Below are 25,405 nucleotides of genomic sequence, written 5' to 3'. Positions count from 1 at the left end.
CCGACGCCGGTTGGCCGGTGCGTGACCGAGGACCGGAGAGCGGGTGTGGGCTTGTTGAACGGCACGGGTGAGGCGGCGGGACGGAAACCCAGACGGGGCCGGGTGAGCACCTACCCCGGCCCCGGCCGCCCGCCTTTTCGGCGAACGATCACTGCCCCGGCCAAGGGGCGCGGGGACTGCGCGACCAGCCACAACGCACCCGCACCCCCGACGGCGCTACTTCTTCGCCACCTTCCGGGTGGCCCGCAGCCACTCCCGGTTCATGCTCGTGATGGACACGAGCGGGATCCCCTTGGGACAGGCGGTCGCACACTCACCGGTCAGCGTGCACCCGCCGAACCCCTCGGAGTCCATCTGCGCCACCATGTCCAGCACCCGGGTCTCCCGCTCGGGCGCCCCCTGGGGCAGTACGTTGAGGTGGTTGACCTTGGCGGAGGTGAACAGCATCGCCGCCCCGTTGGGACACGCGGCCACGCACGCACCGCACCCGATGCACTCCGCGTGCTCGAACGCGAAGTCGGCGTCGGCCTTCGGCACCGGTGTGGCGTGGGCCTCCGGCGCCGAGCCGGTCGGGGCGGTGACGTAGCCACCGGCCTGGATGATCCGGTCGAAGGCGGTCCGGTCGACGACCAGGTCCTTGATCACCGGGAAGGCGGCGGCCCGCCACGGCTCGATGTCGATCGTGTCGCCGTCCTCGAAGGACCGCATGTGCAGCTGGCAGGTGGTGGTGCGCTCGGGGCCGTGGGCCTCGCCGTTGATCACCAGGCTGCACGCGCCGCAGATGCCCTCGCGGCAGTCGTGGTCGAAGGCGACGGGCTCCTCGCCGGAGAGGATGAGCTGTTCGTTGAGGACGTCCAGCATCTCCAGGAAGGACATGTCGGACGAGATGCCGTCCACCTCGTAAGTGGACATCGCGCCGTCGGCGTCGGCGTTCTTCTGCCGCCAGACGCGCAGGGTGAGCTTCATGCGTAGCTCCGCTGGGTGGGGTGGACGTGCTCGAAGACCAGGTCTTCCTTGTGCAGGACGGGCGCGGCGCCCGTACCGGTGAACTGCCAGGCGGCCGCGTAGGCGAACTCGTCGTCCCTGCGGGCGGCCTCGCCGTCCGGCGTCTGGGACTCCTCGCGGAAGTGGCCGCCACAGGACTCGCCGCGGTGCAGTGCGTCGAGGCACATCAGCTCGGCGAGCTCCAGGTAGTCGACGATCCGGTTGGCCTTCTCCAGCGACTGGTTGAACTCCTCGCCGGTGCCGGGCACCTTGATGCGCCGCCAGAACTCCTCGCGGATCTGCGGGATGCGTTCCAGCGCCTTGCGCAGGCCGGAGTCGGTGCGGGCCATGCCGCAGAACTCCCACATCAGTTCGCCGAGTTCACGGTGGAAGGAGTCGGGGGTGCGGTCGCCGTCGACGGCGAGGAGCAGGTTGAGCCTGTCCTCGGTCTCGGCAAGCACCTCCTGGACCACGGGGTGTCCGGCCGTGAGCGGCTCCTGGTGCGGGTTCCGGGCGAGGTAGTCGTTGATGGTGGCCGGCAGCACGAAGTAGCCGTCGGCCAGGCCCTGCATCAGCGCGGAGGCGCCGAGCCGGTTGGCGCCGTGGTCGGAGAAGTTGGCCTCGCCGACCGCGAACAGGCCCGGGATCGTGGACTGCAGGTCGTAGTCGACCCACAGGCCGCCCATCGTGTAGTGCACGGCCGGGTAGATCCGCATCGGCACCTCGTACGGATCCTCGTCGGTGATCCGCTGGTACATGTCGAAGAGGTTGCCGTACTTGGCCTCGACGGCCTCGCGGCCCATGCGCTCGACGGCGTCCGCGAAGTCGAGGTAGACACCCTGCCCGCCGGGGCCGACGCCCCTGCCCTCGTCGCAGACGTTCTTCGCGGCGCGGGAGGCGATGTCCCGCGGCACCAGGTTGCCGAAGGAGGGGTAGATGCGCTCGAGGTAGTAGTCGCGCTCGTCCTCGGGGATACGGTTCGGCGGCCGGTCGTCGCCCTTCGCCTTCGGCACCCAGATCCGACCGTCGTTGCGCAGCGACTCGCTCATCAGGGTGAGCTTGGACTGGTGGTCGCCGGTGCGCGGGATGCAGGTCGGGTGGATCTGCGTGAAGCAGGGGTTGGCGAAGTAGGCGCCGCGCCGGTGCGCCCGCCAGACGGCGGTCGCGTTGGAGTTCATGGCGTTCGTGGACAGGTAGAAGACGTTGCCGTAGCCGCCGGAGGCGAGGACGACGGCGTCCGCGAAGTACGTGGAGATCTCCCCGGTGATCAGGTCCCGGGCCACGATCCCGCGCGCCCGTCCGTCCACCACGATCAGGTCCAGCATCTCGGTGCGCGGGTGCATCTCCACGTTCCCGGCGGCGATCTGCCGGGACAGCGCCTGGTAGGCGCCCAGCAGCAGCTGCTGGCCCGTCTGGCCGCGGGCGTAGAAGGTACGGGACACCTGGACGCCGCCGAAGGATCGGGTGTCGAGGAGGCCTCCGTACTCGCGGGCGAACGGCACGCCCTGGGCCACGCACTGGTCGATGATCTCCACGGAGATCTGGGCGAGCCGGTGCACGTTGGACTCGCGGGCACGGAAGTCGCCGCCCTTGACGGTGTCGTAGAACAGCCGGTGCACCGAGTCGCCGTCGTTGCGGTAGTTCTTCGCGGCGTTGATGCCGCCCTGCGCGGCGATCGAGTGGGCGCGGCGCGGGGAGTCCTGGTAGCAGAACTGGACGACGTGGTAGCCCTGTTCGGCGAGCGTGGCGCCCGCGGAGCCGCCGGCCAGGCCGGTGCCGACCACGATGATCGTGTGCTTGCGGCGGTTGGCGGGGTTGACCAGCTTGGCCTCGAAACGGCGCTTGTCCCAGCGCTCGTGGACGGGCCCGGAGGGGGCCTTGGTGTCGGCCAGGGGTTCGCCGGTCTCGTAGTCGACGTAGGTAGTCATGGTCAGCTCACCACTCCGGTCATGACGCCCACGGGTACGGCGATGAAACCGGCCGTGAGCAGCAGCGCGAGGACGTCGGCGACGGTCTTCAGGCCGCGGTCGCGGGCGCGGCTGCCGACGCCGAGGGTCTGGGCGGCGCTCCAGAAGCCGTGCCGGATGTGCAGGCCGAGCGCGAGCATCGCGACGATGTAGATGACGTTGCCGTACCAGGTGGAGAAGGTGTCCACCACGTTCTGGTACGGGTGGCCCTCCTGGAAGCCGCCGGAGTGCACGGTGCCGGTGGTCAGGTCCAGGAGGTGCCAGACGATGAAGAGGCCGAGGATGATCCCGCCCCAGCGCATGGTGCGCGTGGCGTAGCTCGCCCGCGGCCTGCTGTGCACGTACTTGCTGGGGCGCGCCTTGATGTCGCGGCGGCTGAGCTGGTACGCGGAGGTGGCGTGGGCGACCACGGCGACGAGCAGGACGACCCGGATGAGCCAGAGCGTCCACTCGTAGTGCATGAAGGGTTCGCCGACGGTGCGCAGCCAGTGGGCGTAGTGGTTGAACTCGCCGGCCCCGAAGTAGATCTTCAGGTTTCCGATCATGTGCGCGACCAGGTACAGCAGCATGATCAGACCGCTGACGGCCATCACTGTCTTCTTGCCGACGGTGCTGTCCCACATCGTGCGCGCCATGGACGGCCGTCGGTCCGTCCGCGTTGCCAGTGCCATGTCTCAGCACGCTAGGGCCGAAGGACCTCATCGGTCCAAGACATGGTCCGGCTCGTTTCCATAGCCAAGGGCTATCATGACGGGGTGCAGTTCCAGCAGCTCCAGTACTTCGTGGCCGTCGCCGAGACCCGGCACTTCACCCGGGCCGCCGAGCTGGTCCACGTCGCCCAGCCCTCCCTCTCCCAGCAGATCAAGGCGCTGGAGCGGGAGCTGGGAGCCGATCTCTTCCTGCGCGCCCGGGGCAACATCACGCTGACCGACGCGGGCGAGGCCCTGCTGCCGCTGGCCCGGCGGATCCTCGCGGACGCGGACACCGCCCGGCACGAGGTGCAGGAGCTGGTGCAGCTGCGGCGGGGGCGGGTGCGGCTGGGGGCGACGCCGAGTCTCTGCACCGGGCTCCTGCCGGATGTGCTGCGCGCCTTCCACGACCGCTACCCCGGCATCCAGCTGCTGATCGAGGAGGGGGGCTCGCACGACCTGGTGCGGGAGCTGGCCCGTGGCGCCCTGGACCTCGCGCTGGTCGTCCTGCCGCTGCCGCCGCCCGCGCCCGCGCTGACCACGGTGGAGCTGCTGCGGGAGGATCTCGTCGTCGTGTCCTCACCGGAGGTGCCGGCCCCGGGGCGGGGCGGCCGGGTGGTCGACATCGGCGATCTGGAGGGCGAGCGCCTGGTGATGTTCCGGCACGGGTACGACCTGCGCGAGCTGACGGTGGCCGCGTGCCGCTCCGCCGGATTCGAGCCCGACTTCGCGGTGGAGGGCGGCGAGATGGACGCGGTGCTGGGGTTCGTGCGGGCGGGGCTGGGCGTGGCCGTCGTGCCGCGGATGGTGGCCTCTCGGGCCGGGCAGGGTCTTCGGGTCACGCCGCTGGCCCGGCCGGGGTTGCACCGGACCATCGCGTTGGCGCACCGGAGCGACGTGGCTCCGCCTCGGGCGGCTCGGGAGTTGCAGCGGATGCTGCTCGAGAGGTGAGGGTCGGGTTCTGCCCGGATTCGTCCGGCTTCGAGATCGCCGTTGGGGGCGCGGGTCGTCAGGTGGTCGCTCGCGCAGTTCCCCGCGCCCCTTTTGTGGGGGCTGTGCCCCCACACCCCGCCGCTCAGCCCGTCGCGTCCACCAGGGCCAGTTCGTGCAGGCGCTCCGGTGGGCCCGGGCGGGCGTAGTACCAGCCCTGGGCCGTGTCGCAGCCCAGTATGCGGAGCTGTTCGGCCTGGGCGCCGGTCTCCACGCCCTCGACGGTGACCGCGAGGTCGAGACTGTGGGCCAGGGAGACGACGCCCTCGACGATCTTCAGGTCGACGGGGTCGGCCGGGAACTGTTGCATGCCCTGGGTGAAGGAGCGGTCCAGCTTGAGGATGCTCACCGGGAGGCGGCGCAGGTTGGCGAGGTTGGAGTAGCCGGTGCCGAAGTCGTCCAGGGCGATGTCGACGCCCATCTCGGCGAGCCTGCGCAGCGGTTTGAGGAGGTCGTCGTCGGCGCCGATCAGCGCCGACTCGGTGACCTCCAGGCACAGGGCGTCAGGGGTGACCCCCGCGCGTTCGAGGATGTCCACCGTGTCCTGGACCAGGCCGGGATGGCTGAGCTGGCACGGGGAGAGGTTGACGTTGATGCGCAGGGGACCGGCGGCGGTCGCGTGGCCGTACCGTTCCCGCCACTCGCGGGCCTGCCGGATGGATTCCTCCAGCACCCAGCGGCCGAGCGGAACGATCAGGCCCGTGTGCTCGGCGAGCGGGATGAACCGGTCGGGGCCGAGGACGCCGTGCTGCGGGTGCAGCCAGCGCACCAGCGCCTCGGCACCGCGCACGCTGCCGTCGCCGAGGTGGACGAGCGGCTGGTACTCGATGAAGAACTCGCCGCGCTCCAGTGCCGTGGGGAGGGCGGTGGTCAGGCCGTGGCGGGTGATGGCGCGCGCGTCGGCCTCCGGGTCGGCCAGTTCGGAACGGTTGCCGCCCGCCGACTTGGCCCGGTACATGGTGATGTCCGCGCTGCGCAGCACCTCCGCCGCGGTGCGCTCGCCCGCCGGTCCCTCCACGATGCCGAGGCTGCCGCGCACCAGCAGGTCACGGCCGTCGATGCTGACGGGCGTGACGAGGGCGTTCATGATGCGTTCCGCGAGCTCGTCGACCTTGCGCTCGGTACCGGGACCGGTGGTCAGCGCCACGAACTCGTCGCCGCCGAGCCGGGCGACCATCTCGCCGGGCGCGGTCGCGCAGGACTGCAGCCGGTCGGCGATCTCCACCAGCAGCCGGTCGCCGGCCGCGTGGCCGAGGCTGTCGTTGACGGTCTTGAACCCGTCCAGGTCGAGGTAGCACAGGCCGAAGCGCTGGCCCTCTCCGGCGTTGAGCACCTTCTCCAGGCGTTCGAAGAACAGGGTGCGGTTGGGCAGGCCCGTGAGCGCGTCGTGCGTGGCCTCGTAGCGCAGCCGGAGGTTGAGCAGGCGCCGCTCGGTGGTGTCCTCCATGAGGGCCAGCTGGTACTGCGGCCTGCCGTCGGCGTCGCGCAGCAGGGAGACCGTCAGGTTGGTCCACAGGACCGTGCCGTCGGTGCGGTTGAAGGCCTTCTCCAGGTGGTAGTGCTCGCGGTCGCCGCGGACCAGTTCGTCGTAGAGCTTCCAGGTCTGGGGAGCGTCCTCGGGATGGGTCCAGTCCTGCACCCGGCGGCCGCGCATCGACTGGTCGGTGAGCCCGAACATGCGCTGCAGCGCCTCGTTGACCTGGAGCACGTTCCCGTCCAGGTCGGCGATGCCGATTCCTATGGCGGCGCCCTCGAAGACCGCCCGGAAGCGGGCCTCGCTGGCGTGCAGGGCCTGCGCCACCAGGCCCTGGGCCTGCAACGCGGCCTGGGCGATGGCCTCCTGCTCGGCGAGGGTACGCTCGCGCAGCGCCTGCGCGTACCCGGCCGCCATGGCGTGCTGCAACCGCGAGGAACGCATGCGCAGTTCGTCCTGCGGGCCGTCCTCGCCGCAGTACAGGACCAGGTAGGCGTCGACGCAGTCCAGAGTGCGGGCGAGCGCCTCGGGGTCGGTACAGTGCGCCCCGACGAGCGCGGCGCCGACCGCCCTGGCCTGCTCGGCGTCGAAGCTGCGGGCCCGCAGCAGGCCGCTCAATCGGCGTGCGAGCGGGAGGAGTCGCTCCTCGAACTCCGCGCGGGTCAGCGACGTGGAGGTGACCGGGAAGACCGCCCGGCTCCAGATCGTCGTCAACCGGCGCAGTCTGTCCTCCGGCCCGTCCGGCTCCCCGCTCACGCCGTGCGCCCCACGCCGGCGAATCCGGAGAAGGCATAGGGATCCTCCTCCTCCGGCGCCGACTCCGGCCGCCAGAGCGGCATCGGCACCAGTCCGGGTTCCACCATGTCGTACCCCTCGAAGAACCGCGCGATCTCGTCGCGCGAGCGCATGATCAGCGGGTTGCGAATGTCCTTGTACACGTCCACCGCACCCTCGGCCCGCTCCGCCGGCAACGGGATTCCCTCGTACGAGGCATGGGTGAGGATCAGCAGGCTGCCGGGCGCGAGTGCCTCGCGCAGCTCGGCCACCGCTCCGTACGGGTCGTCCGCGTCTTCCACGAAGTGCAGTATGGCAACGAGGAGGAGCGCCACTGGCCGATTCAGGTCGATGAGGCCGTCCAGTTGGGGGCTCGCGAGGATCTCCTGGGGCTTGCGCAGGTCGGCCGCGACCACGTCCGTGCGGTCGTTGCCCGCCAGCACCGCCTGGCTGTGCGCCACCGCCACCGGGTCGTGGTCGACGTAGAGCACCCGGGCGCCCGGTGCGGCGGCCTGGGCCACCTCGTGGACGTTGCCGAAGGTCGGGATGCCGGAGCCGATGTCGAGGAACTGGGTGATGCCCTCCCCGGCCGCGAAGCGCACGGCCCGGCGCATGAACGCCCGGTTGGCCTGCATGATCTTCGGCAGCCCCGGCATGTACTCCATGGCCTTGCGGGCCGCCTCGCGGTCGACCTCGAAGTTGTGCGAACCGCCCAGGTAGAAGTCGTAGATACGCGAAACGCTCGGCACCGAGATGTCGATGCTCCGGGGGGCCCAGGCGGGACGCTCCATGTATCTCTCCAAGGCGTGGACGACGGGTGTAGGCGATCCGGTGTTCGAGCAGAGGCTACTGATCGCCCGCCAAAGGAGCGACCCGAAACGGAAATTGACCATCCGTTCCCGGTCACTGCCTGCGGCAAGTACCCGTGTGACCCCGCTGTTCGACGACTGTCCGCGATGCCGCGACAGTCCGCCGACGCACCGGTCCGCACAACACAACGGTCCGCCCCCTCCGTGCGGTGCGGAGGGGGCGGACCTTCGGTCACGCGCCGGTGGGCGGGGCGATCGACCCTGGGGAGGTGATCTCTACTTGCCCGGCGCGCCGACCGGCTTGCCGTCGGGCGAGACGGCGTACCAGGTGCCGCCCACGCCCTGACCGTTGGTGTCACCGGGAGCCTTGTCACCGGAGAAGGTGTAGATCGGCCAGCAGTTGACGGTCATCTGCTTCACCCCGTCGGGGCGGGTGAAGCCCATCAGGCCCTTCTTCTGCACGCCCTCGGTGTCGTCGCTCTTGACCGGCGCCACGGCCGGCCACTTCTCCAGGCAGGCACCGGTGCAGTTCGAGACGGACTTGGGCCAGGCCTTGTCCTTCAGGAAGCGGTAGACCGTCATGCCGTTCTTGTCGACGACGACCTCGCCGAGCTTGGGGTCCTTGCGAACGGACAGACCGGGCAGGTCGGACAGCTTGGCCTTCTTGCCGTTGGGGGCGAGGGCGAACCACTTGCCGCCCACGCCCTGTCCGTTGACGTCACCGGAGTTGACGTCCTTGACGTAACGGTAGGCGGGCCAGCCGCCGATGGTCAGCTGCTTGGTCCCGTCGGCGCGGGTGACCTCGCCGAGCAGGGCCTTGTCGATGCCGGCGCCGGCGGTGGCGTCGTCGGCGGGCACCGGCGGCCAGGTGGTGGCGCAGTCGCCGTCGCAGTTCGACTTGGGGGGGTTGGCGGTGTCCTTGTCGAATCGGTAGAGGGTGAGGCCGGAGCCGTCCGTCAGCACATGGCCCAGGTCGGGATTGCTGGCCACGGTCAGCTTGCCCGCGGGGGCCGCCGGGCTCGGGGAGCTGGAACTCTGGTTGCCGTCGGCGCCGTATCCGTTGCCGGCACCGGTGCCCGTACCGGCCACGGTGCCCGTGCTGCCGTAGTCGCCCGCCGCGGCCGTGGCCCCGACGTTCTGGGCCGCCGATGCCGGGGTGGTGCTGTTGTCCTGACCGCACGCCGTCGTCAGCGCCAGCACGGAAGCGGCCGTGGCCACCAGTGAGGCGGTCCGCCAGGAGGTCTTCATCGTCAACTCTCCAAATTCGCCTGGATATTGCAGCGCCTGCTGTGCCGCCGCACGGCCATGGGTACGCGGCGAGGGGGCAGGAGCGTTCAACCGGGCCGCGAAATTCTTTCGGGATCCTGTGACGCGTCCGCCGTCCGGGGAGTCGTACGGGCGTACATGTCGGATCAGTCAGCCTCTTCCGCACCGTCAAACCACTGATCGCGCTTTGTCCCCCCTTCGGATCAATCCGGGCACACTCCGGACTGCCAAGGGGCTGCGGGGCTCATGATCTCCGTCGTGCATGCACCCGAAGTGACCCGATGTGCGCCCGCCACACGGGTGTTGGCGCTCCTGACACTGACCTGGACCCTGGTGGGCTGCCCGGTCGGGACCGCGTCGGCCGACTCCTGCGCCTACGCCTCGACGGGCCCGGACGGCACGGTGGCGGTGGCCGCGGCGGGGGGCGGCGACCGCTGGCCCACTCCCCCGCCGTGCCCGGAGCCCACCCCGCCGCCGTGCCCGCCCACGCCGACGCCCACCCCCACACCGACGCCGACGCCCAGGCCGCGGCCGACACCCACGCCCAAGGCCCCGCCGACGCCCAGGCCGCGGCCGCCCGCCCGGCCCGCCCCGGCGGCGCCCGCGCCCCGGCCGGCCCCGACTCCCCCACCCGCCCCGGCGCCGAAACCGAGGCACAGCCCCTCGCCCAGGCCTCACCCGCGGCCCTCCGTGACCCCGGTGAGCTATCCGGCGTACCACCCCCGGCCCAGCCGCCACCCCGCGCCCTCCCCGACCTCACCGGTCACCTACGTCCTGCTCATCACCGTTCCCGCGATCGTCGCCGTCGCGGCGCTGCGCCCGCGCTGAAACGCCGGCCGCTCACCTCTGGAGGCACCTGTTGTCGGATTGGCTTGTTCTCGTCCTCGCGATGCTGGGGGCGTGCGCCGTGGTGGTCGTCATCACCCTCGTACGGCACAAGAGGGCTCCCGAGGACGAGGATCCCAGCGAGACCCCGGACGTCATCGAGTACATGACGATGTGGATCGGCGTCGTGTACGCGATCGTCCTGGGTCTGGCCATCGCCGGCGTATGGGAGGCGCGCAGCGCCGCCCAGGACCATGTGCAGGCCGAGGCCCAGTCGCTGCACGAGATCTACGAGCGGGTGCGGGTCTATCCGCCGGAGGTCCGTGACCGTATTCGGGACGATGTCAACGCCTATGTCGGACACGTCGTGACCACCGAGTGGACGGCGATGGCCGACCACGAGCAGGTCACCGACCGCGGCACCGAACTGCTGGCACAGGTCCGCCAGGACGTCACGGACTACCAGCCGAGGAACGACTTCGAGGCGCAGGCCTACCAGCCGCTGCTGGACCAGATGGCCGCCGCCGACCAGGCGCGCAACGCGCGTGCCGACTCGACCGGGGCGACGATGCCGCCGGTGGTGTGGTGGGGACTGCTCGCGGGAGCGGTCGTCACCGTCTGCATGGTGTTCGCGCTGCAGATCCGGCGCACCCGGCGGGAGCTGGTCCTGGCCGGGCTGTTCTCCGCGACCATCGCCTTCATGCTCTTCCTCATCTGGGACTTCGACGCCCCGTACAGCCGGGGCATCGCGGCGACCGCCGAGCCGTTCCTGAGTCTGTTCCCGAGCGTCAGGGGATAGCCGCCGTACCGGCGCCCGGACGGCCGCGCCTCCGTCACAGGCGAGCCTTCGCCCCGGCTCCCGCGAGGGGGTCGGGACGAAGGCCGGCCACGTGCGCCGTGCTCCGGCGCGCAGGGAGCGACGCCCCGTCAGATCCGGCTCTCCTGCCGGCGGCGCACCAGGAACACGCCGCCCCCGAGCACGGCAGAGGCAACAAGTCCGCTGCCGATGGCCGTGTCGGCCGGTGTGGCACCGCTGGTGCTGCCGCCGCCGAGACCTGCCTTGACGCCGCCGAGCACGGTGAAGGCCGACGGGCGGGTCAGGGTGCGGCCGTTGCAGTTGACCGTGATGTCGTGGCGACCCGTCCGGGCGTTGAGGTCGACCAAGGCGATGCCTCGCGCGGTGTCGTCGCCCACCGACGACAGCTGGACGCTCTGGAACGCGTCCGAGGTGGCCGTGCCGCCGCGGCAGCCGTCCACGGTGACGGCGAGCCGGCCGCCGGCGGCGACCACGCTGGGCGACGCGGCGATGTTGCGCGGGTTGCCGTCCCGGTGGCCGTTCCCGAAGTCGTCACCCCGGCCGTTGCCTCCGCGGCCGTTGCCGAAGTTGTCGCCCCTGCCGTTGTTGTGGCCCAAGTCGTTGCCGCGGCCGCCGACGTTGCCGTTGTTGCGGCCGTTGAAGTTGCCGTTTCCGTTGAAGTTCCCGTTTCCGTTGAAGTTGCCGTTGAAGTTGCCGTTGAAGTTCCCGTTTCCGAGGCCGTTGATGGTGCCGTTTCCGTTGCCGATACCGACGCCCGGGCCTACCCCTGTGATCCCGGAGCCGGAGATGATCCCCGTCTCGTTGCCGCCCCCATTGCCCATGCCGTCGGCGACGGCCACGGGAGCGGCGAGCCCGAGCCCCATCGCGGCGACCGCTGAGCACGCGACCGCCAGGGCACGTTGGTTTCGCATGTGATCCTCCGCGGGAGGCAGGCCGGGTCCCGTACCCGGTCAATCGGCGAGAAAGCACCTCCCGATCAAGACCCTCGGACGCGCGGAACACGCCCGCACGTCGAGAATGCTCCGTCCTGGTGAGCGGACACGCCGACTGAAAACCACACAATCGGATATTGTCGCAGGTCACAAAGCGTCAGAAAATTCCTTTCGTCTGCAACTCGGATGGCGCACCGGAGGGGCGGCGGACCACCCGTTCGCCCGTCGCCCCGTCGCCTGTCGCGCGCGGGGGACTTAGCGTTTTCTTATGCGTGAGGCACGTGGCGACGGCCGCGTCGAGAGGGGATGACGAATGTCTGCGTCCGTGCGGTTCGAGTTGGCCGAAGAGGAGGAGCGGCGGCGAAAGCGCGCGCCGTGGGGCGTCATAGCGCTTGTTCTGCTGACCGGCCTGGCGCTCATTCGCAACGGTTCGGGGGAGTTCGACATCGGGCCGCCGCAGCCCGCGTCGGCGGTGGCCCCGGACAGCCGGGCCGCCCCGGACACGGTCGCGGCGCCCCTCACCCCCCTGCCGTTCGCCGCGGCCGACCGGGTCAGGATCCCCGCGATCCAGGTCGACGCGCCGATCGTGCCCGTCGGTCTGGACGCCAACGGCTGGGTCGGCGCCCCGCCGCCGGAGGACCCCAACCTGGCGGGCTGGTTCACCGGTGCGGTCTCCCCCGGGGAGAAGGGCACCGCGGTCGTCGTCGGGCATGTCGACAACAAGAAGGGACCCGCCGTGTTCTACGGACTCGGGGCCCTGAAGAAGGGAAACCGGGTCGAGGTCGAGCGCAAGGACAAAAAGACCGCGGTGTTCGAGATCTACGGGGTCGAGGTCTTCGCGAAGAACCGTTTCCCGAGCGACCGGGTGTACGGCTCGAAGGGCACACCGGAACTCCGGGTGATCACCTGCGGCGGCGGTTTCTCGAAGCAGAACGGCTACAACGGGAACGTCGTGGTCTTCGCCCGCCTGGTCGCGGTCGACTGAGACGCCGTCACCGGGCGGGCGAAGCCGGGCTCACACCGGACGGCGGGGTGGCACGGTGAGGTGATAGCCGGAGTCCAGCAGATAGGGCAGGTATTCGCGGATCGCCTCGACGCTCTGCGAGCGGTCGCCCCCGGCGTCGTGGGAGAGCACGACCACGCCGGGGGCGGCGCCGCTCTCCACCCGGTCGATGATGGTGTCCGTGCCGGGCGTCTCCCAGTCGGTGGTGTCGACGGTCCAGGCCATCGGCTCCATACCCATCTCGGCGCCGAGCTGGAAGGCCGCGCGGTTCCAGGCGCCGTAGGGTGCGCGGAACCACTGCGGGCGCTCGCCGTACGCCTCCTCGATGATGTCGCTCGTCCGCCCCATCTCGGAGCGGATCTCCCGGCGGTTGAGCGTGGTCAGCAGCGGATGCGTCCAGGTGTGGTTGCCGACGACGTGCCCCTCGTCGGCCATCCGGGCCAGCAGTTCCCTGTTGTCGACGACGCACTCCCCGCACACGAAGAACATGGCCCGGACGCCGTACTTGGCGAGGGTGTCCAGGATGTGCGGGGTGTAGTACGGGTTGGGGCCGTCGTCGAAGGTCAGCATCATCCGCCGGCCGCGTCCGGAGATCTGCAGGATGGGTTCCCGCCGCACCTTGAGCTTGCGTGGCGCGGCACGCGGTGGGCCGTATCCGGTCAATGGCTGGAGCCGGAAGGCGGAGGACTTGAGCACCTGGCGTGCCTGCGGGCCGGCGACGGGTGCGGCGGTGCGGGCGGCTTCGCCGCCGTCGCCCGCCACGACGAGTCCCGCGGTGCCGGCGGCTCCCAGAGCGGCGGCGCCGGCGAGCAGCATCCGGCGCCGTGTGAACAACTGATCCTTCTGCATGACTCATCAGTCGCCCGGCAAACCTCCGGCGCACCGCACCGACACCGGTGCGGCGGCGGGAAACCACCCGGTCGGCGCAGCGCCGGGCGGACGGCCGTCCCGGATCGGGCCGTCAGCGGCGGCGCACCAGCGGGAAGGGCAGGGTCTCCCGGATCGTCAGGCCGGTGAGGAACATGACGAGCCGGTCGACGCCGATGCCGAGCCCGCCGGTCGGCGGCATCGCGTACTCCAGGGCGTCGAGGAAGTCCTCGTCGAGCTCCATGGCCTCCGGGTCGCCGCCGGCGGCCAGCAGGGACTGCTCGGTGAGCCGGCGGCGCTGTTCGACAGGGTCGGTCAGCTCGGAGTAGGCGGTGCCGAGTTCGGTGCCGAAGGCGACGAGGTCCCAGCGTTCGGCGAGCCGCGGGTCGGTGCGGTGCTGCCGGGTGAGCGGGGAGACCTCGGTCGGGAAGTCCTTGTAGAAGGTGGGCAGCCCGGTCCGTTCCTCGACCAGCCGCTCGTACATCTCCAGGACCACGTCACCGGGGCCGTCGTCGGCGATGTAGGGCACCCCCGTCCGGTCGCACAGCCGGTGCAGCCGGAGCAGTTCGGTGCCGGGGCCGATCTCCTCGCCCAGTACCTCGGACAGCGCCCCGAAGACGGTCTTGACCGGCCACTGCCCCGAGATGTCGTACTCCTGTCCGTCCTTGCGGACGACCGGGGAGCCGAAGGCGGCGGTCGCGGCGCCCTGGATCAGCTCGCGGGTCAGGTCGAGCATCACGTCGTAGTCGGCGTGCGCCTGGTAGGCCTCCAGCATGGTGAACTCGGGGTTGTGCTTGTAGGAGACGCCCTCGTTGCGGAAGGTGCGGCCCAGTTCGAAGACCTTCTCCAGGCCGCCGACGCACAGCCGCTTCAGGTACAGCTCGGGCGCGATGCGCAGGTACAGGTCGAGATCGTAGGCGTTGATGTGGGTGGTGAAGGGGCGGGCGTTGGCGCCGCCGTGGATCTGCTGGAGCATCGGGGTCTCGACCTCCACGTAGCCGCGGTCCAGCAGGCCCTGCCGCAGGGCCTGTACTGCGGTGGAGCGGGCGCGGATCACCTGGCGGGCGCCGGGGCTGGTGACCAGGTCGAGGTAGCGGCGGCGGACCCTGGCCTCGGGGTCGGCGAGGCCGCGGTGCTTGTCGGGCAGCGGGCGCAGGCACTTGCCGGTCAGCTGCCAGGAGGTGACGAAGACGGTGGGTTCGCCCTTGTCGCTCGGGCCCGCGCGGCCGGTGGCCGTGATCTGGTCGCCGATGTCGGTCACGGCCCGGAAGCGGTCGAGCGCGGCCCCCGAGCCGTCGCGGGTGAGGGCGAGTTGGTGGTCCCCGGACCAGTCGCGCAGGACGGCGAAGACGATGCCGCCGAAGTCACGGACCAGCATGATGCGGCCGGCCACCGTGACGTCCTGACCCGGCGGGACGTCGGCCAGGGCGTGCGTGGGGGCGGGCAGGCCGACCGGGTAGGGGTCGGTGCCGGTGGCGCGCAGGCGGTCGAGCTTGCGGTGCCGGACGCGGACCTGGTCGGGCAGGCCCGCGTCCGGGGCGACGGGCCCGGCCCCGTCCCCTCCGTCGAGGCCGAGAGCCGTCAGGGGCGGCAGCCCCTCGGTGGTGGCGGGCCGCTGCCCCGTCTTCGGGTGCCCCTTTCCCCAGAGTTTGCGCAGGGAAGGCACGGAGACGAATCCCTCGGCGATGCCGGAGGCCAGGCCGATGCGGGCGAGGGAGGCGGTCTCGCCGTAGCAGATGAAGCGCGGGTACCACTCCGGGTGGTACTTGGCGTTGGAACGGTAGAGGGCCTCCAGTTGCCACCAGCGGGAGAAGAACAGCAGCAGCCGGCGCCAGAGCCGGAGGACCGGGCCGGCGCCGATGCGGGCGCCTTCCTCGAACACGGACCGGAAGACGGCGAAGTTCAGCGAGATCCTGCGCACCCCCAGTTTGGGGGCGGCCGTGCACAGTTCGGCCACCATGAACTCCATCACCCCGTTGGGTGCGGAGCGGTCACGGCGCATCAGGTCCAGGGAGACGCCGTCGCGGCCCCAGGGCACGAAGGAGAGCAGGGCGAGCAGCCGGCCCTCCTCGCTGAGGGCCTCCACGAGGAGGCAGTCACCGTCCGCGGGGTCGCCCAGCCGGTCCAGGGCCATGGAGAAGCCGCGCTCCGTCTCGGTGTCCCGCCAGGCGTCCGCCTTGTCGACGATCTCTTCCATCTCGTGGTCGGTGAGCGTCGCGTGGCGCCGGACTCGGCAGGTGGCGCCGGTGCGGCGGACGCGGTGCACGGCCTGGCGGGTGACGCGCATGTCCCGGCCGTTCAGGTCGAACCCGGGTACGTGCAGGATCGCCTCGTCGCCGAGCTGGAGGGCACCGGCTCCGGCTCGGGCGTAGGCACGGGCGCCGTCCTCGGAGGCGCCCATCACGGCGGGCGCCCAGGCGTGGCGGCGGGCCACGTCCAGCCAGGCGGCGATGGCGTGCGGCCAGGCCTCGGGGTCGCCGACGGGGTCGCCGCTGGCCAGGCACACGCCGGCCTCGACGCGGTAGGTGACGGCGGCCTTGCCGCTGGAGGAGAAGACCACGGCCTTGTCGCGCCGGGTGGCGAAGTAGCCGAGCGAGTCCCGGTCGCCGTACGCCTTGAGAAGGGCGCGGATGCGGGCCTCCTCGTCGTCGTGCAGGGCCGCCTCCAGGCGCTGTGACCTAAAGAGCGCGGCGGCGGCGTTCAGCAGGGCGAGCGCGCCGAGCAGGCCGAGCACGAAGGTGACCTGGCGCGGTGGGCGGCCGTCGAAGGCGCTGTTCGAGACCAGCCCGCCGCACACCCGGTCGGCCGCCCACGCCAGGTGCTGGCTCTGCGGCAGGGTGCCGGGGAGAAGCGACACCAGCCCCCAGCCGATGATGATCGCCACGGCGACTCCGGCCAGCAGCACGCCCAGGGCCCGCCACACGGCACCGCGGCGGGAGGAGGCGTAGAACTCCTTGCGGGCGAGCACCAGCAGGAGCAGCAGCAGGCCGCACACGACGAGGGACGGCAGTGACTCGGCGTACTGGCCCAGGGCCACACCGAGGACGTCGGCGAGGACCACCAGGCCCAGGTAGACGACGACCAGCCACCAGGCGACCTTCTTGCGCGCGCCGGTGGCGCCGGCCAGCAGGAACAGGAAGACCGCGTAGGCGAGGTTGGCGCTGATCGGGACCAGGAGCAGGTCGAGGGTGCGCACGACGGGGCGGAGCAGGACGCGCAGCGGGGCGATGAACGCGAGCAGGGCGCACAGCAGGCCGAGGGCGGCGAAGAGGGTCGCGAAGGCCTCGGGCACCCATCCGAGGCGTCCGCCGGCGGGCGGGCGTATCCGGCCCGTGGCGCCTTTGCGTGCGGCCGGCTCGGCGGTGGCAGTCATGGTTCCGACTCTAGGAAGGCCCCGGGCGGCTCGCCCGTCGAGCGGGCCCGGGTGCGGGAACGCCGGTTCCGACGGGGCCGGGCCCCGGCGGAAGCGCCGGTACCGACCGGCCCGGGCCTCGGCGGGAAGCAGAGGTTCCGATAGCCTCGGGCTGTGACGGAGCAGCACGAACAGCACGCGCATCAGTTCGAGCGCGGTACGGACGGGCCCAAGGTCATCGTGGTCGGGGTCGACGGCTCCGACTCCTCGCTGCGCGCCGCCGCGTACGCGGGCGGTCTGGCCCGGCGGCAGCGCGCGCTGCTGGCCGTGGTGTACGTGCAGCCGGTGCTCGCGGCCGGGGCGGCGCTCGGGGCGCCGGTGGCGGAGACGACCGACGAGATCGCCGAGGACCTGGTCGCGTACATCCGTGAGGCGGCCGAGCGGCTCAAGGGCATATTCGAGGTGCGCTGGGAGTTCCACACCTTCCGCGGCGACCCGTACAACGGGCTGGTGAAGGCGGCCGACGAGCTCAAGGCGGACGCGGTGGTCGTGGGCGCCTCGGAGCAGGCCGGGCACCGGATCATCGGCTCGGTGGCGGTCCGGCTGGTGAAGGCGGGGCGCTGGCCGGTGACGGTCGTTCCGTAGGCTGCCGAGGCGGCGTGGGGCGACACCCGACCGGGCCGTGCGTGGCGTCTTCCGTACCGGACTCCCCTGAGTCATCATGATCCGCCGTCAGCCGTTTGCCGTCGGCGAAGAGGTGAGGCGCATGGCCAGCATCCGACCAGGTGAAGGAATTCTCCGCCGCAAACCGATCGAACACATCGAGGAGACAGAACTCGGCGAGGGCCCCCGGCTGGACCGGTCGCTCGGGCTGTGGCAGCTCACCGCCATCGGCGTGGGCGGCATCATCGGTGCGGGCATCTTCACGCTGGCCGGCACGGTGGCCCACGGCACGGCGGGGCCCGCGGTGCTGCTGTCGTTCCTCATCGCCGGCGTCGCGAGCGCCTGTGCCGCGCTGTCGTACGCCGAGTTCGCGGGGCTGATCCCGAAGGCGGGGTCGGCGTACACGTACGGCTACGCGGTGCTCGGCGAGTTCGCGGGCTGGTTCATCGGCTGGGACCTGCTGCTGGAGTACACGGCGATCGTCGCCGTGGTCGCCATCGGCATCTCGGGCTATTTCGGCTTCCTGGTCGGGGAGCTGGGCGTGCACCTGCCCGCCTGGATGCTGGGCGCGCCCGGCACCGGGCCGGGGCACCGGATCGACCTGTTCGCGGCGGTGCTGTGCCTGCTGATCGCCTGGCTGCTCACCCTCGGCATCCGCAGCGCGGCCCGGTTCGAGACGTTCGTGGTGGCGCTGAAGGTGCTGGTGGTGCTGCTGGTGATCGGGGTGGGCGTGTTCCACATCAACACCGCCAACTACCACCCCTTCTTCCCGTTCGGCATCAGCGGGGCGTTCACCGGTGCGGCGACCGTGTTCTTCGCGGTGTTCGGCTACGACGCGATGTCTACCGCGGCCGAGGAGTCGAAGGACGCGCGGCGGCACATGCCGAAGGCGATCATCTACTCGCTGGCGATCTCGATGGTGCTGTACGTGGCGGCCTGCCTGGTGCTGACGGGCATGCAGAACTACAAGGACATCGACCCGGAGAGCGGCTTCTCCTCGGCGTTCAAGTCGGTCGGCCTGGACGCCCTCGCGGACGTGATCGCGGTGGGCGCGATCATCGGCATCCTCACGGTGATGTTCACCTTCATGCTGGGTGTCACCCGGGTCTGGTTCTCGATGTCCCGTGACGGGCTGCTGCCCATCTGGTTCGCCAAGACGCATCCGACGCGGCACGTGCCGACGCGCGTGACGTGGATCGTGGGGGCGGCCTCGGCCCTCATCGCCGGGTTCCTGCCGATCGCGGAGGCGGCCGAGCTGACCAACATCGGCATCCTGCTGGCGTTCGTGGTGGTCTGCGTGGCGGTGATCGTGCTGCGCTACCGGCAGCCGGACCTGCCGCGCGCCTTCCGCACGCCGTGGATGCCGGTCGTGCCCGCGATGGGTGTCGTCTTCTCGGTCTGGCTGATCACGTTCCTGCAGTGGCAGACCTGGGTGCGGTTCGCCGTGTGGTTCGTGATCGGCTGTGGGGTCTACTTCGGTTACTCCTACCGCCGTTCCGCGCTCGCGGAGCGGCCCACCGAGTGATCAGTCCGCCATGACCAGCCCGTCGGCGGCGGCCCCGCGGCTGAGGACGACGTCCCTGATGCGGTCGCGCACTCCCTCCAGCTCGGCACCCCCGGCGATCGCCCGGCCCAGGTCGACGACCCGGCCGGCGTCGAGGTCGTACATCTGCGGGAGGAACTCGGCCCTGGTGACCTGCCAGCGGTCGCCGGGATTGGCGGGCGCGGTGAAGGTGAAGCGGCCGATCGTGGACTCGTTGCCGCGCGAGTCCTGCACGCCCCTGCCGTTGTACATCTGGCCGGCGATCTGGTCGCCCATGCCGTAGACCACCCAGGTGCCGTTGACCTTCTCGAAGGCCTGCGGGACATGGGCGTGGCTGCCGAGGATCAGGTCGATGTCGGGGCGGCCGTTGGTGCGCGAGGCGGTGAGGCGTTCGGCGAGGGCCAGCTGCGTCCGGTCCGGGACCTCCTGCCACTCGGTCCCCCAGTGCACCGAGACGACGACCACGTCGGCGCCCGCCAGCCTGGCGGCCCGGGCGTCGGAGATCATCCGGTCCGCGTCGATCAGGTTGACGGCCCAGGGCTGTCCGGCGGGGAGCGGGTGGCCGTCGGTGCCGTAGGTGTACGACAGGTGCGCGACCCTGGCCGGGCCCGCCTGGAGCATCGTGACCGAGTGGGCCTCGGCCTCGGTGCGGGCGGTTCCGGAGTGCTGCAGGCCGGCCCGGTCCATGGCGTCCAGGGTGCGCTGGACGCCGGGTGCGCCGTCGTCCATGACGTGGCCGGAGGCGGTGGAGCAGCCGTCGTAGCCGATCGCCGTGAGGCTAGGGGCGAGCTGCGGCGGCGCCTTGAAGTCGCCGTAGTGGCCGTCGGGGCCGTACACGGTGTCCATGTGACACAGTGCCAGATCGGCCTGGTTGACGATGGGTTCGACGCCGGAGAGCATCGGGCGGAAGTCGTAGCCCGTCCCTCCGGAGTCGAAGGCCGCACGGTCGATGACGGAGGTGTGCGGCAGCACGTCGCCCGAGGCGACGAGGGTGAACTCGCGGACGACGGGCGGCGGCGCCGGGCGGCCCGGGACGGCGGGCTCCTGCCCCGCCTGGTTGTGCCAGGCGGCCGCGGCGGCGAGGAGGGCGGTCAGGGCCAGCGCCACCTGATGTCTGGGTCCGATCATCGGCTCACCCCAGGTCGTCTCTGTGCGGACGTCGTATTTACAGACAAAGCCTTGACGGCATATGGGTATGAAGCTGGCTCTCCACGCAAACGACTCGGGCGCCCGAATTAACCCATCCGGTGCCGTCACCGTGCGGTCGCGGCTCGCCTGTGCGACCGTTCGGCGACACGATCGACCGTCCGTCGCAGAGCCGTGCGCGCCCCCTGTCCCGCCGTGGCACCCTGCGCTGCCATACGGCCATGACGGCCGGAACCTCACTTCCCCCCGGGACGACGACCGCAGAGCACGAGCTCGCCGAACTCCAGCGCGAGCACGGCGGCCCCCTCTTCGCGCTCCTGCTGCGGCTGAGCGACGGCGACCGGCAGCGCGCCGAGGACCTCGTGCAGGAGACCCTGGTGCGCGCCTGGCAGCACCCGGAGGCCCTGCACGCGGACGACTTCGAATCCGTACGGCCCTGGCTGCTGACCGTCGGCCGGCGCCTCGCGATCGATGCGCGGCGGGCCCGGCAGGCGCGGCCGCCCGAGATCGGCGACGACGTGCCGGAGAACGCCCGGGTGACCGCCGACCACGCCGAGCGGGCCGCCGCGACGCTCGACGTCCGGCAGGCTGTGAAGACACTCACTCCGGAGCACCGTGACGTCCTGGTACTCGTGTACTTCCGCGGGGCCAGTGTGGCGGAAGCGGCGCAGACCCTCGGAATTCCACCCGGTACCGTGAAGTCCCGCGCGTACTACGCGCTCCGCGCCCTGCGCCGGGTCCTTCCGGGTTATGCGGCCGACCTGCGCTGAAACCGGAGCCTGGGTCAAACCTCGGTAAAGCGCCTTGCTGAGACCCCCGTTCGGGCAATGGGCTGTCCTCATCCGTGTTCCGGACGGGGGCTGCCCTTATCGGGTCCAGGGTTTCGGGCGACACGCACGCACCGGAGGAAGGCAGGAAGGGATGCTGCACAGAGGTCACGAGAGCACGGACGGCACCGGCGGCGGTGAGCTGGCCGTCCCCATGGCCTGGCTGTACGCCGAGTACATCGCCGACGAGCTGCTGCGCACCGGCGATCTGATGCCGCCGACGTCCTTCGAGTTCCGGGCCGGCCGGGACGCCCTGGCCCTGACCGTCTTCCTCTCGGACACCGACGGCGAACTCTCCGGCATCCGGGTGGTCTCGCAGCTGGAGCACTGGCTGTCGCTGACGGCGTACGACCAGCCGTGGCAGGAGTGGGTGCGCGAGCGGATGGCCGAGCTGGCCGGCGAGGAGGCCGAGTCCGGCACCCCGTCGCCGGACCTGGCACTGGCGGCCGAGGCCTGGCGCTGGCTGGAGGAGACCGAGCTGCTCGCGCCCGACCTGGACGCGGTGCCGGGCGGCGGTGCGGTGGTCGGCGAGGACGACGGACCCAAGGTGTGGACCCCGGCCTGGCGGCTCGGCCTCCCCCTCGGCCATCTGGCCATCCACCTCTTCTGAGGCCCGGGACCTCGGCGCTTTCGGCCTCCCCAAGTTTTTCTGGAAATCGCACCAATCCGCGGGCCGGGCCGCTCCGAATCTCTAGGTCACGATTCTGTGTGCGCCTTGAGTGATTCGGTTGTCCCCTGCGTACGGGTGGGAGCAAGGAGTAACCCCACCCACACCCATAGGCACGAGGATTCGGCATGAGGTCCCTGGAAAGGCATCGCGACGTCGGCGCGTACGCGCTCGGCGTGCTGGACGAGGCGGAGGCCTTCCGCTTCGAGGACCACCTCTTGGAGTGCCCTCAGTGCGCGGCACACGTGACCGAATTCGGCCCCGCGGCACGGCAGTTGATGCTGTACCGCCGAGCCACGCCGCGCTTCGTGCACCCCATGGCCCAGCCTGGTCCCCGGCTGCTGGACCGGCTCATGGACGACCTGGCACACCGGCACCGGGCACGGCGCCGTCGCTTCCTGTACGGCCTGGCCGCCTCGGTGGTGCTGGCGGTGGCCGGACCGGGGGTCCTGGTCCACGCCGGGCACGACGAACCGGCCGAACGGATCACCGCGGCCACGGACCCCGGCACCGGGGTGTGGGCACGGGTGACCAGCGAGGACGGAGACAACGGCAGCCGGCTGCGGCTGGAGGTCAAGGACGGCTCGGGGCCCCACGCCTGCCGGCTCGTGGTCGTCGGCCGCGACGGCTCGGAGCAGGTCGTCAGCGGCTGGAAGGTGGATGCCCACCACGCCGGGACGACCACGACCATGGCCGGCTCCACCATGCGTCGGGACGAGATCGCCCGCTACGACGTCCGGACCACGGACGGGCAGCGGCTGGTGTCGCTGCCGCCCCGGTAGGCGCGGGCGTCACTTCAGCAACTTGGACAGTCTGCGGTCCGCGAGGGGGTTGCCGCCGGTCTGGCAGGTGGGGCAGTACTGCAGCGAGGAGTCGCTGAAGGAGACCTCGCGGATGGTGTCGCCGCAGACCGGGCAGGGCTCGCCGGTGCGGCCGTGGACGCGCAGGCCGCTCTTCTTCTCCGCCTTCAGACGGCCGGCCGCCAGTCCGCGCGAGCGCTCGACCGCCTCGGTGAGGGTCGTGCGCAGCGCCTCGTAGAGCTGCCGGGTCTCCTCGGGGTTCAGCGACGCGGCGAGTTTGAACGGGGACATCTTCGCGGCGTGCAGGATCTCGTCGCTGTAGGCGTTCCCGACGCCCGCGATCAGGCTCTGGTCCCGCAGCGCGCCCTTGATCCGGCGCCTCTCGTCCTTCAGCAGGGCGGCGAAACGGTCCTCGCCGAAGTCGGCGGCGAGCGGGTCCGGGCCGAGGCGGGCCACGCCGGGCACGTCCTGCGGGTCACGGACGACGTAGACGGCGAGCTTCTTCTGGGTGCCGGCCTCGGTGAGGTCGAAGCCCGCGCCGGTCTCCAGGGCCGCACGCAGGGCGAGGGGACCCTTTCCGGGGCGCGGCACACCGTCCGGGAGCCGGTCCTTCCAGTGCAGCCAGCCCGCGCGGGCCAGATGGGTGACGAAGTGCAGGCCGGTACCGCCCTCGATGTCGAGGAACTTCCCGTGCCGGTGCACGGCGGTGACCTCGCTGCCCTCGAACGCGCCGACCGGAGGGTCGTACGTCTTCAGGACGCTGATCGCGACGGGCAGCACCCGTACGACCTCGTGGCCGACCAGGTTCTCGGTCAGAAAGTCCTTGAGGGCTTCCACCTCGGGGAGTTCCGGCATAGGTCCAGAGTGCCATCCGGGGCCCCGGTGGTCAGGTGTGCTCGTGCACGCGGAACTCGCACCACACGGCCTTTCCGCCGCCACGGGCCTCCACGCCCCACACGTCGGTGAGCATGTCGACGAGAAGCAGTCCGCGGCCGGAGACGCCGTCCTCCCCGGCCTCACGGCGGCGCGGCAGGGCGCTGGAGGAGTCCTCGACCTCGACGCGCAGCCGGGGGCCGGTGCCCTCCAGGGCCCGCACGGTGACGATCGCGGAGCCCTCGGTGTGCATCAGGGCGTTGGTGATCAGCTCGTCGGCGACCAGCTCGATCTCGTCGACGCGGTCGCGGGCGCCCCAGGAGCCGACCGCCGCGCGGATCATGTGCCGGGCGTGAGTGAGGGCCTCGGGGTCGCCCGGTGCCACGTGCTGCTGGAGCCGGCCCCCGGCCCGCGGGGCCTCCGGGGCGCGGCGGCGCAGCAGGAGCAGGGCCACGTCGTCGTCGCCGCCCCGCTCCTCCGCGGCCTCGATCAGCCGGTCGGCCAGGTCGCGGACCTCCTCCGGGCCCTGGGCCACGAGGGCCGTCAGGGTGCGCATCCCGTCGTCGAGGTCGGTGCCGGGCTGCTCGACGAGCCCGTCGGTGCACAGCAGCAGGGTGTGGCCGGGGTCGAGTTCGAGGGTGGAGACGGGGTACTCCAGCCGGCCGAACTCCGCGGACAGCCCGAGCGGCAGCCCGCCCTCGACCGGGACCCGGCGACAGGTGCCGTCGGCCTGCCGGACCAGCGGGTCGATGTGCCCGGCGCGGACCGCCTGGACGACGCCGGTGGACAGGTCGGCCTCGGCGTACAGGCAGGTGGCGAAGCGGTCGGTGTCGAGTTCGTGCAGGAAGACCGAGGCGCGTGCCATCACGGTGGCCGGGGTGTGGCCCTCGGCGGCGTAGGCGCGCAGCACGATGCGCAGCTGGCCCATCACGGCCGCCGCGTGCGTGTCGTGGCCCTGCACGTCGCCGATGACCGCCCCGACCTTGCCGCCGGGCAGCGGGATCAGGTCGTACCAGTCGCCGCCGATGTCCCGGGCGAGGGCGCCGCCGATGGTGGCGGCGCGGTAGCGGACGGCCACGTCGGCGCCGCGGACGCTCGGGATGGTGCGGGGCAGCATCGCCTGCTGCAGGCCCTGGGCGAGGTCCTTCTCCTGCTCGTAGAGCATGGCCCGCTGCAGGCTCTGCGCGATGCTGCTGCCGAGGGCGACGAGCACGTTGCGCTCCTCGGGCGTGAAGCCGCGCCGGTCGCCGTAGAGCAGGCCCATCGCGCCGATGGGGCGGGCCTGGGCGATCAGCGGCAGATAGGCGGCGGAGGTGATGTGCAGGTCGGTGATGTGCCGCCACAGGAGGGGGAAGCGCTCGGCGAAGTCCTCCGGGGACTCGATGTAGCACGGGCTGAGGGTGCGCACCGCCTCGCTCATCGGGTAGGCCTCGTCGATCCGGGTGACCCGGGTGCCCGGTACGAAGGTGCCCTGGGGGCCCTCGGCTATCAGCCGGATGCGTCCGGCCTCGACCAGGCCGAGGACCAGGCTGGTGGAGCCGAGGAGGGACAGGCCGTGGGTGTCCTTGACGACGTCGATGACGTCCTGGACGGTGCGGGCGTGGGCGAGGGCGGCCGTGGCGAGCTGGACGACGTTGGTCTGTTCGCGCCGGGCGGCGTCCTGGGCGGCGGCGTCCCGGCGCAGTTCCCGCTCGCCGAGTTCGTCGGTGGCGTCGCGGACGATCCCGATGATCCTGCGCGGGCGGCCCGTCTCGTCCCGCCGTATGTAGCCCTGGGTGTGGGTCCAGCGCAGGGTGCCGTCGCGGCAGCGGACGCGGAAGTAGGCGCCGTAGTTCTCCCGGCCGTCCTTGATGGCCTGGGCCACCAGGGTGTCCAGGCGGTGGCCCTCGGCGGCGGGCACCCGCACGGACAGGCTCTCGGGGCGGCCGTCGTATTCGTCGGGGCGCAGGTCGAAGATCTCGTGCGCCTGGGCGTCCATGCTGAACAGACCGGTGTCCAGGTCCCAGTCGAAGCTGCCCATGTGGTTGAGCGCCAGGATCGGATCCGGGTGGGCGGGCCAGTCCTCCGGGAGTGACAGGGCACTCGCTCCCCGATCAGCCATGGGCCCACCTTGCCAGGGTTTGCCCGATTCTTCGAG

General features: G+C 71.4%; 21 protein-coding genes and 1 pseudogene. 9 read left to right on the top strand and 13 right to left on the bottom strand.

What is annotated here, in order from left to right:
- Nucleotides 1-216: 216 nt before the first annotated feature.
- Genes AC07CM_RS39330 through AC07CM_RS39320 form a run of 3 tightly spaced genes read right to left on the bottom strand, consistent with a single transcriptional unit; the run spans nt 217 to nt 3,586 of the window.
- Complete coding sequence (locus tag AC07CM_RS39330) at nt 217-966, bottom strand: succinate dehydrogenase/fumarate reductase iron-sulfur subunit (RefSeq protein WP_478881326.1); 750 nt, start codon at nt 964-966, stop codon at nt 217-219.
- Nucleotides 963-2,912 (bottom strand): fumarate reductase/succinate dehydrogenase flavoprotein subunit, encoded by a 1,950-nt coding sequence (locus AC07CM_RS39325; RefSeq protein WP_478881325.1) that lies wholly within the window; start codon nt 2,910-2,912, stop codon nt 963-965. The genes AC07CM_RS39330 and AC07CM_RS39325 overlap by 4 nt, the downstream gene beginning before the upstream one ends.
- Before the next feature lie 2 nt (nt 2,913-2,914).
- Nucleotides 2,915-3,586 carry a succinate dehydrogenase gene (locus AC07CM_RS39320; protein ID WP_478881336.1) on the bottom strand — a complete coding sequence of 224 codons (672 nt, stop codon included), beginning with the start codon at nt 3,584-3,586 and terminating at the stop codon, nt 2,915-2,917.
- 120 nt (nt 3,587-3,706) lie between these two features.
- Here AC07CM_RS39320 and AC07CM_RS39315 point away from each other — a divergent pair, with 120 nt between their 5' ends.
- Entirely contained in the window at nt 3,707-4,591 is an 885-nt protein-coding gene (locus AC07CM_RS39315) for a LysR family transcriptional regulator (RefSeq protein ID WP_478881324.1), read from the top strand.
- Nucleotides 4,592-4,715: 124 nt separating this feature from the next.
- Here the strand turns inward: AC07CM_RS39315 and AC07CM_RS39310 are convergent, their stop codons facing one another.
- From AC07CM_RS39310 to AC07CM_RS39295, 4 genes are all read right to left on the bottom strand, one after another.
- Entirely contained in the window at nt 4,716-6,860 is a 2,145-nt protein-coding gene (locus AC07CM_RS39310) for a putative bifunctional diguanylate cyclase/phosphodiesterase (protein ID WP_478881323.1), read from the bottom strand.
- Nucleotides 6,857-7,669 carry an SAM-dependent methyltransferase gene (locus AC07CM_RS39305; RefSeq protein WP_478881322.1) on the bottom strand — a complete coding sequence of 271 codons (813 nt, stop codon included), beginning with the start codon at nt 7,667-7,669 and terminating at the stop codon, nt 6,857-6,859. Before AC07CM_RS39305 ends, AC07CM_RS39310 begins: the two co-directional genes overlap by 4 nt.
- 294 nt (nt 7,670-7,963) lie before the next feature.
- A complete protein-coding gene (locus AC07CM_RS39300; RefSeq protein WP_478881321.1) occupies nt 7,964-8,935 on the bottom strand; it encodes an SCO0930 family lipoprotein in 972 nt (323 codons plus the stop codon).
- A gap of 392 nt (nt 8,936-9,327) precedes the next feature.
- The gene (locus AC07CM_RS39295) at nt 9,328-9,495 is read right to left on the bottom strand and encodes a hypothetical protein (RefSeq protein WP_478881320.1); all 168 of its coding nucleotides are present in this window, start codon (nt 9,493-9,495) and stop codon (nt 9,328-9,330) included.
- A 157-nt stretch (nt 9,496-9,652) separates the two neighbouring features.
- Here AC07CM_RS39295 and AC07CM_RS39290 point away from each other — a divergent pair, with 157 nt between their 5' ends.
- Together AC07CM_RS39290 and AC07CM_RS39285 are read left to right on the top strand one after the other, a co-directional pair.
- Complete coding sequence (locus tag AC07CM_RS39290) at nt 9,653-9,781, top strand: hypothetical protein (protein ID WP_478881319.1); 129 nt, start codon at nt 9,653-9,655, stop codon at nt 9,779-9,781.
- Between the two features lie 31 nt (nt 9,782-9,812).
- Nucleotides 9,813-10,577, top strand: coding sequence for a bestrophin-like domain (locus tag AC07CM_RS39285; protein WP_478881318.1), 765 nt, complete (start codon nt 9,813-9,815; stop codon nt 10,575-10,577).
- A gap of 128 nt (nt 10,578-10,705) precedes the next feature.
- Here the strand turns inward: AC07CM_RS39285 and AC07CM_RS39280 are convergent.
- Nucleotides 10,706-11,130, bottom strand: a pseudogene (locus tag AC07CM_RS39280) (hypothetical protein).
- 710 nt (nt 11,131-11,840) lie between these two features.
- Here AC07CM_RS39280 and AC07CM_RS39275 point away from each other — a divergent pair.
- Nucleotides 11,841-12,512: a class F sortase gene (locus tag AC07CM_RS39275; protein ID WP_478881317.1), complete on the top strand. Its 672-nt coding sequence runs from the start codon at nt 11,841-11,843 to the stop codon at nt 12,510-12,512.
- Nucleotides 12,513-12,542: 30 nt separating this feature from the next.
- Here AC07CM_RS39275 and AC07CM_RS39270 read toward each other — a convergent pair whose 3' ends face one another.
- Complete coding sequence (locus AC07CM_RS39270; RefSeq protein ID WP_478881316.1) at nt 12,543-13,379, bottom strand: polysaccharide deacetylase family protein; 837 nt, start codon at nt 13,377-13,379, stop codon at nt 12,543-12,545.
- A 112-nt stretch (nt 13,380-13,491) separates the two neighbouring features.
- Nucleotides 13,492-16,770, bottom strand: a complete 3,279-nt coding sequence (lysX, locus tag AC07CM_RS39265) for a bifunctional lysylphosphatidylglycerol synthetase/lysine--tRNA ligase LysX (protein ID WP_478881315.1) — start codon at nt 16,768-16,770, stop codon at nt 13,492-13,494.
- A 153-nt stretch (nt 16,771-16,923) separates the two neighbouring features.
- Between lysX and AC07CM_RS39260 the strand changes: the two genes are divergently transcribed.
- On the top strand, nt 16,924-17,394 hold the full coding sequence (locus tag AC07CM_RS39260; RefSeq protein ID WP_478881314.1) for a universal stress protein: 471 nt from the start codon (nt 16,924-16,926) through the stop codon (nt 17,392-17,394).
- A 121-nt stretch (nt 17,395-17,515) separates the two neighbouring features.
- Nucleotides 17,516-18,937 carry an amino acid permease gene (locus AC07CM_RS39255; RefSeq protein ID WP_478881313.1) on the top strand — a complete coding sequence of 474 codons (1,422 nt, stop codon included), beginning with the start codon at nt 17,516-17,518 and terminating at the stop codon, nt 18,935-18,937.
- Here the strand turns inward: AC07CM_RS39255 and AC07CM_RS39250 are convergent, their stop codons facing one another.
- Nucleotides 18,938-20,083 (bottom strand): CapA family protein, encoded by a 1,146-nt coding sequence (locus tag AC07CM_RS39250; protein ID WP_478881312.1) that lies wholly within the window; start codon nt 20,081-20,083, stop codon nt 18,938-18,940.
- Nucleotides 20,084-20,322: 239 nt separating this feature from the next.
- On the opposite strand from AC07CM_RS39250, the gene AC07CM_RS39245 reads away from it, so the two are divergent.
- From AC07CM_RS39245 to AC07CM_RS39235, 3 genes are all read left to right on the top strand, one after another.
- Complete coding sequence (locus AC07CM_RS39245) at nt 20,323-20,871, top strand: sigma-70 family RNA polymerase sigma factor (protein WP_478881311.1); 549 nt, start codon at nt 20,323-20,325, stop codon at nt 20,869-20,871.
- Between the two features lie 151 nt (nt 20,872-21,022).
- Entirely contained in the window at nt 21,023-21,538 is a 516-nt protein-coding gene (locus AC07CM_RS39240; protein ID WP_478881310.1) for a hypothetical protein, read from the top strand.
- Between the two features lie 185 nt (nt 21,539-21,723).
- Nucleotides 21,724-22,377, top strand: a complete 654-nt coding sequence (locus AC07CM_RS39235; RefSeq protein ID WP_478881309.1) for a zf-HC2 domain-containing protein — start codon at nt 21,724-21,726, stop codon at nt 22,375-22,377.
- 9 nt (nt 22,378-22,386) lie between these two features.
- On the opposite strand, the gene AC07CM_RS39230 is transcribed toward AC07CM_RS39235, so the two are convergent.
- Both AC07CM_RS39230 and AC07CM_RS39225 read right to left on the bottom strand, forming a co-directional pair.
- Nucleotides 22,387-23,250, bottom strand: a complete 864-nt coding sequence (locus tag AC07CM_RS39230) for an Fpg/Nei family DNA glycosylase (RefSeq protein WP_478881308.1) — start codon at nt 23,248-23,250, stop codon at nt 22,387-22,389.
- Between the two features lie 31 nt (nt 23,251-23,281).
- Nucleotides 23,282-25,369, bottom strand: a complete 2,088-nt coding sequence (locus AC07CM_RS39225) for a SpoIIE family protein phosphatase (protein ID WP_478881307.1) — start codon at nt 25,367-25,369, stop codon at nt 23,282-23,284.
- Between the last annotated feature and the right edge of the window lie 36 nt (nt 25,370-25,405).

This window comes from Streptomyces sp. NPDC044061, assembly GCF_056434305.1.
The sequence above is the reverse complement of the archived record's forward strand: the minus strand, read 5'-3'. Positions and strand labels throughout refer to the sequence as shown.

Coding starts and splice junctions, on each gene's coding strand:
- AC07CM_RS39330 (WP_478881326.1), bottom strand. CDS start 966: ATGAAGCTCACCCTGCGCGTCTGGCGGCAGAAGAACGCCGACGCCGAC.
- AC07CM_RS39325 (WP_478881325.1), bottom strand. CDS start 2,912: ATGACTACCTACGTCGACTACGAGACCGGCGAACCCCTGGCCGACACC.
- AC07CM_RS39320 (WP_478881336.1), bottom strand. CDS start 3,586: ATGGCGCGCACGATGTGGGACAGCACCGTCGGCAAGAAGACAGTGATG.
- AC07CM_RS39305 (WP_478881322.1), bottom strand. CDS start 7,669: ATGGAGCGTCCCGCCTGGGCCCCCCGGAGCATCGACATCTCGGTGCCG.
- AC07CM_RS39300 (WP_478881321.1), bottom strand. CDS start 8,935: ATGAAGACCTCCTGGCGGACCGCCTCACTGGTGGCCACGGCCGCTTCC.
- AC07CM_RS39275 (WP_478881317.1), top strand. CDS start 11,841: ATGTCTGCGTCCGTGCGGTTCGAGTTGGCCGAAGAGGAGGAGCGGCGG.
- AC07CM_RS39270 (WP_478881316.1), bottom strand. CDS start 13,379: ATGCAGAAGGATCAGTTGTTCACACGGCGCCGGATGCTGCTCGCCGGC.
- lysX (WP_478881315.1), bottom strand. CDS start 16,770: ATGACTGCCACCGCCGAGCCGGCCGCACGCAAAGGCGCCACGGGCCGG.
- AC07CM_RS39255 (WP_478881313.1), top strand. CDS start 17,516: ATGGCCAGCATCCGACCAGGTGAAGGAATTCTCCGCCGCAAACCGATC.
- AC07CM_RS39250 (WP_478881312.1), bottom strand. CDS start 20,083: ATGATCGGACCCAGACATCAGGTGGCGCTGGCCCTGACCGCCCTCCTC.
- AC07CM_RS39245 (WP_478881311.1), top strand. CDS start 20,323: ATGACGGCCGGAACCTCACTTCCCCCCGGGACGACGACCGCAGAGCAC.
- AC07CM_RS39240 (WP_478881310.1), top strand. CDS start 21,023: ATGCTGCACAGAGGTCACGAGAGCACGGACGGCACCGGCGGCGGTGAG.
- AC07CM_RS39235 (WP_478881309.1), top strand. CDS start 21,724: ATGAGGTCCCTGGAAAGGCATCGCGACGTCGGCGCGTACGCGCTCGGC.
- AC07CM_RS39230 (WP_478881308.1), bottom strand. CDS start 23,250: ATGCCGGAACTCCCCGAGGTGGAAGCCCTCAAGGACTTTCTGACCGAG.
- AC07CM_RS39225 (WP_478881307.1), bottom strand. CDS start 25,369: ATGGCTGATCGGGGAGCGAGTGCCCTGTCACTCCCGGAGGACTGGCCC.